The following is a 4,287-nucleotide window of genomic DNA, read 5'->3' as shown; positions in this document are numbered from 1 at the left end:
GTCGGCGACGCCCGTGCCGAGGCCGCCGAGCTGCTGGACCGGTCCCGCCGGGACGCCGAGTCCGCCACCACCCGCGCCCGCGCCGAGGCCGACCGGCTGGTCGAGCAGGCCAACATCCTCTACGACCGCACGATCACCGAGGCCCGCCAGGAGCAGCAGCGCATGCTGTCCGAGTCCGAGGTCGTGCGGATCGCCGACGAGGAGGCCGCCCGCGTGCGCGACGCCGCCCACGCCGAGAGCGAGCGCCGGCGCGAGGAGTGCGACGCCTACATCGACGAGAAGATGGCCCGCTTCGAGGAGTTCCTCGGGGCGACGCTGCGCACCGTCGCCCGCGGCCGCGAGGAACTGCACGGTGTCGCGCCCACCGCGCGGCGCGATCCGGCCGCGCGCAGGGGCACCCGTGACGACGAGCGCTTCGGCGACGGGTACGGGGACTACTGAGCCAGGCGGGTAGTCTGCTGGGCGTGTCCACCACCTCCCGCACCCCCCGCCACGGCCGCCCGGCCGCCGATTCGCTCGTCCTCGACACCCGCGTGCTGTCCCGCACACCCGGCGCGATGGAGCCGGTGCGGCGCGCCGCCGTGCTGCCCTCCGACATCGGCGTCGAGCTCATCCGGACCCCGAGCGGGTCGCAGGTCGAGCTGGACCTCATGATGACGTTCGTCGACGAGGGCGTGCTGGTCACCGGGTCGGTCAGCGGCCGGGCCGACGTCGAGTGCGCGCGCTGCCTCGGTGAGTTCACCACCGACGTCGCCGTCGAGTTGACCGAGATGTACGCGACCCCCGGGACCGCCGCGGCCGACGGCGCCGAGGAGGACGAGGTGCGCCTGCTCGACGGCGAGCTGATCGATCTCGAACCAGCTCTCGTCGACGCGTTCGGGCTCGAGTTCCCCATGTCGCCCACGTGCACCGACTACGGACACGACGAGTGCGTGAACCCCGAGACGCCCGCCCCGGACGGGGTCTCCGGCGAGGAGACCGGCCGCATCGACCCGCGCTGGGCCGGACTGGCGGAGAAGTTCGGCATGACCGACCCGGCCGACACCGACGGGGACCGCGCGTGACCGACCAGCCCTCCGCGCTGGACGCCGTCCTGGGCGTGGCCCTGCCCGCCGGCCTGGCGACCCAGGCGCTGACCCACCGCTCCTACGCCTACGAGCACGGGGGGCTGCCACACAACGAGCGCCTCGAGTTCCTCGGCGACGCCGTGCTGGAGCTCGTCGTGACGGAGTACCTCTACAACGCGTACCCGGATCGCCCCGAGGGCGACCTGGCCAAGATCCGCGCGAGCCTGGTCAACACCTACGTCCTGGCCGACATCGCCCGCGAGCTCGGCGACGGCGGACTGGGCCGGCACCTGCGGCTCGGCCGCGGGGAGGAGCTCACCGGCGGTCGGGACAAGCACTCGATCCTCGCCGACACCCTCGAGGCGGTGTTCGGGTCGGTCTACCTCACCCACGGCCTCGAAACGGCCCGCGGCCTGATCGAGAAGATCATCGGCGACCGCCTGACGGTCGTGCCCCATCTGGGCGCGGCGTTGGACTGGAAGACCAGTCTGCAGGAGAAGTGCGCGTCGCTCGGCCGGCCCAAGGCGCGGTACGAGATCACCTCGACGGGACCGGATCACGACAAGACCTTCTCCGCCGTGGTGTTCGTCGGCGACGACGCGCTCGGCGAGGGCACCGGCCGCACCAAGAAGGAGGCCGAGCAGAAGGCCGCCGAGCAGGCCTGGGCGGCCCTGGACGGGACCACGGCGAACCGGACCGCCGGCTGACGTGCCCGAACTTCCCGAGGTCGAGGTCGTCCGCCGGGGACTGGCCGATCACGTCGTGGGCCGCACGCTCGTCTCCGTCGAGGTCACCGGGGCGCGCACGGCCCGTCGCCAGCCCGGGGGCGCGGCCGAGATCGTCGCGCGGCTGACCGGGCGTACCGTCAGCGGGGCGCGGCGGCGCGGCAAGTACCTGTGGCTCACCCTCGACGGCGACGACGCGGCCGGTGCGGACTGCCTCCTGGTCCACCTGGGCATGAGCGGTCAGATGCTCGTCACGGGTGCCGGCGCACCGCCGGTGCGCCACCTGCACGCCCGGGCCGTCCTCGACGACGGCAACGAGCTCCGGTTCGTCGACCAGCGCACGTTCGGCGGGTGGACGGTCGTGCCGCTGGCCGGGGCCCGCGACGGCAGCGGGGTGCTGCTGCCCGCGCCGGCCGCGCACATCGCCGCGGACCCGTTCGAGTCCGGGTTCGACCCCGTCGCCGCCGCCCGGGTCATCCGACGCCGCGACACCGAGATCAAGCGGCTCCTGCTGGACCAGACCGTCGTGTCCGGCATCGGCAACATCTACGCAGACGAGGCGCTGTGGCGCTCCGGCCTGCACGGTCGGCGACGTTCGGGCGCGATCACCCTGCGCGCCGTCACGGGAGTGCTCGAGCACGCCCGCGACGTGATGGCCGACGCCCTCGACGCCGGTGGCACCTCCTTCGACGCGCTGTACGTCAACGTCAACGGCGCGTCCGGCTACTTCGACCGGTCGCTCGACGTCTACGGCCGCGCGGGCCTGCCGTGCAGCCGCTGCGGGACCGCCGTCGTGCGCGAGGACTTCATGAACCGGGGCTCGCACTTCTGCCCCGTGTGCCAGCCCGCGCCCCGCCGCCGGAGCGGGGCGCGCCGGCGCCCGGTCGTACGATGACCGCATGACCCAGACGCCTCAGCCCGCACCGCAGGATCCCGCACCCGCCGCCGGGGACGCCCCCGCCCCGGGCACCGGCCCGGAGCTCCGGGTCGACCGGATCGGCACCCGGCGCTACGTGGGCACCTCCTCGCGCGGGGCACGGGTCGAGATCGGGTCGGCCGATGTCGAGGGGGTGTTCACCCCGGGCGAGCTGCTCAAGATCGCTCTCGGTGCGTGCACGGCCATGGCGTCGGACTTCACCGTCTCCCGCCGGCTCGGTGACGACTACGCCGCAACGGTCCGCGTCTCCGGCGACGCCGACCGCGAGAACGAGCGCTACCCGCGCCTCGAGGAGACCTACGAGCTCGACCTGTCGGGCCTGGACCCGGCGATGGCCGACCGCGTGCTCGACATGATCCGCCGTTCGGTCGACGCCACGTGCACCGTCGGCCGGACGATCACCGCGGGTACCGAGGTCGCGCTGCACTTCGAGACCGGGCGCGATCCCGAGTGAGCGCCCCGGGACGGGACCCGGTCCGTCTGGTCGCGTGGGTGCACGGCCACGTTCAGGGGGTGGGCTTCCGCTGGTGGACGCGCAGCCGCGCCCTCGAACTGGGCCTGAGCGGGTACGCGGCCAACAAGCCGGACGGCCGCGTCCACGTGGTGGCCGAGGGCGAGGAGGCCGCGTGCTCCAGCCTGCTCGAACTCCTCCGCGGTGGCGACACCCCCGGACGCGTGGACCTCGTCGTCGACACCTACGAACCGGCGCGAGGCGGACTGACGGGATTCGTCGAACGCTGACCTAGGATCGACTCCCGTGTATCTCAAGTCGTTGACGCTCAAGGGCTTCAAGTCCTTCGCGGCGCCGACGACCCTGAAGTTCGAGCCCGGCATCTGCTGCGTCGTCGGCCCCAACGGCTCGGGCAAGTCCAACGTCGTGGACGCGCTGACGTGGGTCATGGGTGAGCACAGCGCCAAGACCTTGCGCGGCGGGAAGATGCAGGACGTCATCTTCGCCGGTACCGCCGGTAAGCAGCCGCTCGGCCGCGCCGAGGTCACGCTCACCCTGGACAACTCCGACGGCGCCCTGCCGATCGACTACGCCGAGGTCTCCCTGACCCGCCGGATGTTCCGCGACGGCGCCGCGGAGTACGAGATCAACGGCGACCGGGCCCGCCTCATGGACGTGCAGGAACTGCTGTCGGACTCCGGCATCGGGCGCGAGATGCACGTGATCGTCGGCCAGGGCAAGCTCGCCGAGATCCTCGAGTCCAAACCCGAGGAGCGACGCGCGTTCATCGAGGAGGCCGCCGGTATCCTCAAGCACCGCCGCCGCAAGGAGAAGGCGCAGCGCAAACTCGCCGGGATGCAGGGCAACCTCGACCGGCTCACCGACCTCACCACCGAACTGCGACGCCAGCTCAAGCCGCTGGGGCGACAGGCGGAGGTGGCGCGGCGGGCGCAGACGATCCAGGCCGACCTGCGCGACGCGACGTTCCGGCTGGCCGCCGACGACCTCGTCACCCGCCGGCGCGAGCTCGCCGACGCGGAGAGCGTGCGCGCCCGCCTGGCCGACCGGGTCGCCGAGGCGGTCGACCGCCGGGACGAGCTGGCCCGC

The 4,287-nt window shown here is 73.2% G+C and carries 6 protein-coding genes and 1 pseudogene; all 7 read left to right on the top strand.

The genetic code is table 11. The annotated features are described in order from the left end of the window. Positions 1-441 (top strand): annotated as a pseudogene (locus HMPREF3086_RS01100) (DivIVA domain-containing protein); the annotation flags it as partial. A 23-nt stretch (positions 442-464) separates the two neighbouring features. Further along, complete coding sequence (locus HMPREF3086_RS01095) at positions 465-1,064, top strand: YceD family protein (protein ID WP_070719746.1); 600 nt, start codon at positions 465-467, stop codon at positions 1,062-1,064. Beyond that, entirely contained in the window at positions 1,061-1,774 is a 714-nt protein-coding gene (rnc, locus tag HMPREF3086_RS01090; RefSeq protein ID WP_070719745.1) for a ribonuclease III, read from the top strand. The genes HMPREF3086_RS01095 and rnc overlap by 4 nt, the downstream gene beginning before the upstream one ends. A 1-nt stretch (position 1,775) precedes the next feature. Continuing rightward, positions 1,776-2,687: a bifunctional DNA-formamidopyrimidine glycosylase/DNA-(apurinic or apyrimidinic site) lyase gene (gene mutM / locus HMPREF3086_RS01085; protein WP_070719744.1), complete on the top strand. Its 912-nt coding sequence runs from the start codon at positions 1,776-1,778 to the stop codon at positions 2,685-2,687. 4 nt (positions 2,688-2,691) lie between these two features. Next, positions 2,692-3,183 (top strand): OsmC family protein, encoded by a 492-nt coding sequence (locus HMPREF3086_RS01080; RefSeq protein WP_007627404.1) that lies wholly within the window; start codon positions 2,692-2,694, stop codon positions 3,181-3,183. Next, entirely contained in the window at positions 3,180-3,470 is a 291-nt protein-coding gene (locus HMPREF3086_RS01075) for an acylphosphatase (protein ID WP_070719743.1), read from the top strand. The genes HMPREF3086_RS01080 and HMPREF3086_RS01075 overlap by 4 nt, the downstream gene beginning before the upstream one ends. Before the next feature lie 16 nt (positions 3,471-3,486). Continuing rightward, a partial coding sequence (locus HMPREF3086_RS01070; RefSeq protein WP_246830839.1) for a chromosome segregation SMC family protein occupies positions 3,487-4,287 on the top strand: 801 nt, incomplete at its 3' end.

The organism is Dietzia sp. HMSC21D01, assembly GCF_001815995.1.
Lineage (GTDB): Bacteria > Actinomycetota > Actinomycetes > Mycobacteriales > Mycobacteriaceae > Dietzia > Dietzia cinnamea.
Note: the sequence above shows the minus strand (reverse complement) of the source record. Positions and strands in the feature narration are given on the sequence as shown.